Source organism: Fusicatenibacter saccharivorans (genome assembly GCF_027667425.1).
Taxonomy (GTDB): domain Bacteria; phylum Bacillota; class Clostridia; order Lachnospirales; family Lachnospiraceae; genus Fusicatenibacter; species Fusicatenibacter saccharivorans.
Window position 1 is genome coordinate 255 of the sequence record NZ_JAQEGR010000036.1, and the last position, 4,573, is coordinate 4,827.

The window sequence follows — 4,573 nt, forward strand, 5'->3', positions numbered from 1 at the left end:
ATTTATACTTTTCTTTTATTTTTCTGTTGTTTTGGTTGTCATAGGGGAGAAAAGCCGATAGTTTCGGGATTTTCCCCTGCAACCGGCTCGGCAACGGGATAGCAACAGGGGGTGCAACAGGCTGTCATTTTCAGAATGGAAGCTCCATCTGTTCTGTGACCTCCACAAAACCGTCCATCGTTTTTTCAGACGGGTTGCCGGAGTCCGTTGCCGGGTTTTCACGCTCCCAGCCCTTTTGTCTGCCATATTCGGAAAACATTCTTGGGTTCGGGAAGTACCGCCAGCCGGAAATGCACTGGTTCATTATCTCGTTGATTTCCCGGATTTCCCATTGCTTCGGTTCATCAAAGGCATGGTTCAAGGCTTCCTTGTAGAGCTGCTTGGAACAGACCATACTCCCGGTGTACTTATCAAGATACGCCTGTATCATTCCGGCTTTGGTGTCCTCCGGCATAAAATCCCGCTGGTGTTCTTTGAGATACCGCTGCATGGCGGGGCTGAAAGCCAGCTTGAACCTGCCGCTTCGGTAAATATCCATCGCTTCCGCCCACATCTGCCCGATATAGGCTCTGGAAGCGGCTTCGTCCTCCAAAATGTGAACCTCGGCTTGCTCTGGGTACACCATGACGGGGATAAAGCGGCGGTTGCCGGAACGGTCAAGGGGCAGGAAATCAAGGGCATTGGAAGTGCCGCCAAACACGCACTGACGGGGGCGGTCTGCCGGGTGGGTTTCATAGGGTATCTTGTAGACCTCTTTCTGCCGGCTTAAAAATGACTTGATTTCCTCAATGCTCTTGGCGTTGGCGGTTGCCATCATTTCCGACATTTCGATCATCCAGTGACCTTGCAGCTTGCGGTACACATTGTCATCGTCCAGCTTCCGCAAATCATCGGAGAACCACTCGTCCCGGACTGCCAGCAGACGGAAGAAAGTGGACTTGCCAGCCCCCTGACCGCCTACCAGACAGAGCATGATTTCAAATTTGCATCCCGGCTGAAAGGCTCGTGAGATAGCACCCAGCAGGAACAGCTTCAACGCTTCATAGGTGTAATCGTCTGCGTCAGCCCCCAGAAAGTGCCGCAGACAGAAACGGATTCGTTCTGTCCCGTCCCACACAAGGGTATTGAGACAGTCCCGGATGGGGTGGTACTTGTTTTCATTCGCCACAATCCCAATGGCGTTATCAATCTTTTTCTCATTGGTAAGCCCGTAGGTTTCTTCCAGATAGAGAAGAAGATACTTCATATCCGTATCGTTCAGGGCTGTGCTTTCTCTGTGGAAGCCAATGGGCTTTATGATGTCCTTGCGGTCAGTCAGGATGTTGTATGCGATAGCCCCGGAAAGCAGCGGGTCACGCTGGAATACGGTCAGACAGTTCCGTATGCTCTGACGGACACCGCCTTTCTCGGTAGTTTCCAGCCCCGCCTTGATTTCCTCAATGTTCTGGGGTGGCTGCATGGCGTTCATGGTGTTTTTTAGTTCTTGCTGCGTCTGCGGCTGCAAGCTCTGCCATTCGCTGTTCAAGCTGTATCACATCCTTTCCGTAGTCCGTAATCAAAGCCGCTTTTTCCTCTGTTTCCCCGAACAGAAGCACATCCAGCAGATATTCCACTTGGTCATGCTTCTGTAAGGCTTCCACAAACCGGGGATGAAAGGCTTCCTCCGGGGAGTGCGGGGCATAATCCTTTCTCCATGCCCGGAGCAGGTGGCGATAGTCGGCAAGAATACGGAAGCAGCGGTTTTTTGCTTCCTGAAACTGTTCCTCCGGGGATTTCTGCCGGGGCTTGGGCTTTTTCGCCTTTCCCGGCGGCTTCCAGCCCTCATAGGAAAGCCCGAAGTCCTGTGCCAGTTGTACGGCGGCTTCTTTCTTTCCCAGCCCATACAGGGCAGCGGCAAAATCAATCACATCTCCATCCGCACCGCAGCCGAAGCAGTGGTAACGCCGATCCAGCTTCATGCTTGGGGTTTTATCGTTATGGAACGGGCAGCAAGCCATCCCGTTCCGACCTACATGGATTCCATAATGCTCCGCAGCCTGTCTTGTTGTGACGGACTGCTTCACAGCTTCAAATACATTCAAATCTATCCCTCCTTGAAAATAAGAAAAGCACCTGACATTCTCTGATTGAAAATGGCAAGTGCCTGTTAAAGTTCCATATCCTGTTGTTTGTGTTTCTTCTGTGCCGGGGCGGTTCTTTGTGCTTTTTTCTCGTCAGCCTTATCCTGCAAGACCTCTTTGATAGGCTGTTTCTTGGGCGGCTCTTTGCTTTCTTCTGTGCCGGGTGTTGCTTTCCGTACCCAGTAGCGGATATCCCGCAGTTTCCTCAAATCAGCCTGCACCTCGGTCAGCGGTGTTTTCAGGGCTGCGATTTCTTCCAGAAGCGTTTCCTGCTCCTGTTGCAGCTTCTTTTGGGTGCTGTCCTTATCGTCTGGGTGCTTGGCAAGGTAGGCGGCGGCTTTCGCATACCGGGCAACCTCCGGGTGTTCCTGTTTGAATTTCTCCTTTGTTTTCTTAAAAAATATTTTCTGGTACTTCTCATAGACAGGCTTACATTCCTTGCAGTCTGTCCGGCTGGCAAGAATCCCGTCAATCACTTTGCTGCGGGCTTCCTTTGGCTTCATCTGATTGCGGTAATCTGCGGCTGATTTCCCGGAAGATTCCAGAAATACTTCTAAGTCCTCCACAGTGGAAAGCCCCTTTTGACGGAGATAGGACAGGGCTTCACTGACTGCCTTTAAGTCCTGTGAAGTCCCCCGGTTCTGTCCAGCCCTTGTCCAGTCCCTCCGTTCTTCCTTTCGTATCGCCATATACTTCATCAGCAGATTGGGAAGAAGTGTTGCTTCCTCCGCCGCCTTTTGTGCAAGCAGTTCTTTCCGTTTTTCGCCCAGCTCGGTAATCCAGCCTTTGAGGTTTTGGATAAGCTGCCGGATGGACTTCATCAGACTGTTGGCGGCTCTGATTTCCCGGTTCAGGTTGCCGATATTCGTCTGGATACCACGCTTTTCCATCTGCCGGACAGCAACTCCCTCATGGACAGTGGGGACTATATCAAGCCCCTGTCTGGCATAGGAACGCAAGTCCACACGCTCCGGGCGGTCATTGGCTTCCAGATAGCGGTTCTGGATAACTTCCCACTCATGCCGCCAGATTTCACAATATCTCTGGTCGTTCCAGTCCACCGTATCCTCCTTGTGGCTTTTCCACCTGCCGGATGGCTGCTTTATCCGTTCCCCATTCTCGTCAAGGTCATAAACCTTGCGGCTCTTGGGAAGCCATTTCCCATGCTCATCCATTGCCCGCATAGTCAGCAGGACATGGGCGTGGGGATTGTGTCCCGGCGGATTGGGGTCATGGATGGCAAAATCAGCAATCATGCCTTTGGAAACAAACTGCTGCTGGCAAAACTCCCGGACAAGGACAGCGTACTGGCCAGGCGGTATCTCTCTGGGGATGGTAAGCACCCACCTCCTTGCAAGCTGGGAGTTCCATTGTTTTTCCACCGCTTCGGCTGCGTTCCATAAGGTGTTACGGTCGGCATATTCCTGTGGGGCATTTGCCGGGAGCAGGATTTCATTGTGGACGATACCACGCTTTTCCGGGTAGTGCTTCACTTGCTGGTCATATTCACAGAACAGCTTTTCGCCGCTCTGGTAAGCAGCGGCGGCAACCGCAGACTGCCGTTGGCTGCGCTGAACAATCGTGATTTCGTTATGTGGACAGGGCATTTCGTATCCCTCCTTTCGCTAATTGGTGGATGGGGTGGCGTTTTACCACCTCATTTTGGGCAGAAAAAAAGCAGGAGACCTTTTTCAGATTTCCTGCTCGGTGCGCCGCTGTGTTGGCGGCGGGTATTTAGTTGTAAAAGTTCGGGGCAAGTTGACCCGATGTGTGGGTGGCAAACTGGAAGTTGTGTTATTCTTCACGATTCTCAATGTTATAGACAATACAAGCAATTCCTGCAATCATCGAAAACAGAATAGCTCCGCCCATTGCCTCATCCAAGGTAGCACCAATAAAGAATCCTGCGATTGCAGCAATCGCCATAATAATGACGCAAGACACCGTCCTGTACTTTTTCATATGCAATTCCTCCGTTAAAAATTCCTCCTCCACAAATACCGGTTTTCTTAATTCGACAAACCTGTATTGCTCAATCGTTTTTCTCCGTTAGGAGAATATACAATCCATAAATAAAAAGAACAAGGAATAAAACCGTAGGAATCAATAATCCATTTTCTAAAATACTTACAATCATTCTTCCAGGTGGCGTTACCCATGCAGTTGCTGGATTTTGCATTGCCGCTATTATCATTCCTACAATACCAACAATACCACCTAATGTTAAAAAACCACCTTTTATATTTCTACTCATAATCATTACCTCCTCGTTAAATATCGATTAGTCGTTGACTTCATTATACTTTATTCGACCGTCAAAGTATAGAGAGATTTTGTAAAACTTGTCGGCTGGGAACAACTTGCAACGCAAGGTGTCCCCAGATGGCAAGTCCACAAAAGGGTAGCTGGCGGCAGCCAGCGCAGGGGAAGCGTAGCGTCCCCTGTATGATTTG

General features: G+C 50.4%; 5 protein-coding genes. All 5 read right to left on the reverse strand.

All coding sequences use genetic code 11. The features are described from left to right. Positions 1 to 130: 130 nt before the first annotated feature. Positions 131 to 1,468, reverse strand: a complete 1,338-nt coding sequence (locus PGS38_RS17280) for a virulence-associated E family protein (RefSeq protein ID WP_119189039.1) — start codon at positions 1,466 to 1,468, stop codon at positions 131 to 133. Beyond that, a complete protein-coding gene (locus PGS38_RS17285; RefSeq protein ID WP_173827732.1) occupies positions 1,437 to 2,081 on the reverse strand; it encodes a CHC2 zinc finger domain-containing protein in 645 nt (214 codons plus the stop codon). Before PGS38_RS17285 ends, PGS38_RS17280 begins: the two co-directional genes overlap by 32 nt. 65 nt (positions 2,082 to 2,146) lie before the next feature. After that, complete coding sequence (gene mobQ / locus PGS38_RS17290) at positions 2,147 to 3,727, reverse strand: MobQ family relaxase (protein WP_119189038.1); 1,581 nt, start codon at positions 3,725 to 3,727, stop codon at positions 2,147 to 2,149. A gap of 187 nt (positions 3,728 to 3,914) precedes the next feature. Further along, positions 3,915 to 4,082: a hypothetical protein gene (locus tag PGS38_RS17295; RefSeq protein WP_172733540.1), complete on the reverse strand. Its 168-nt coding sequence runs from the start codon at positions 4,080 to 4,082 to the stop codon at positions 3,915 to 3,917. A gap of 70 nt (positions 4,083 to 4,152) precedes the next feature. Further along, positions 4,153 to 4,374, reverse strand: a complete 222-nt coding sequence (locus PGS38_RS17300; RefSeq protein ID WP_118660871.1) for a peptidase M50 — start codon at positions 4,372 to 4,374, stop codon at positions 4,153 to 4,155. Between the last annotated feature and the right edge of the window lie 199 nt (positions 4,375 to 4,573).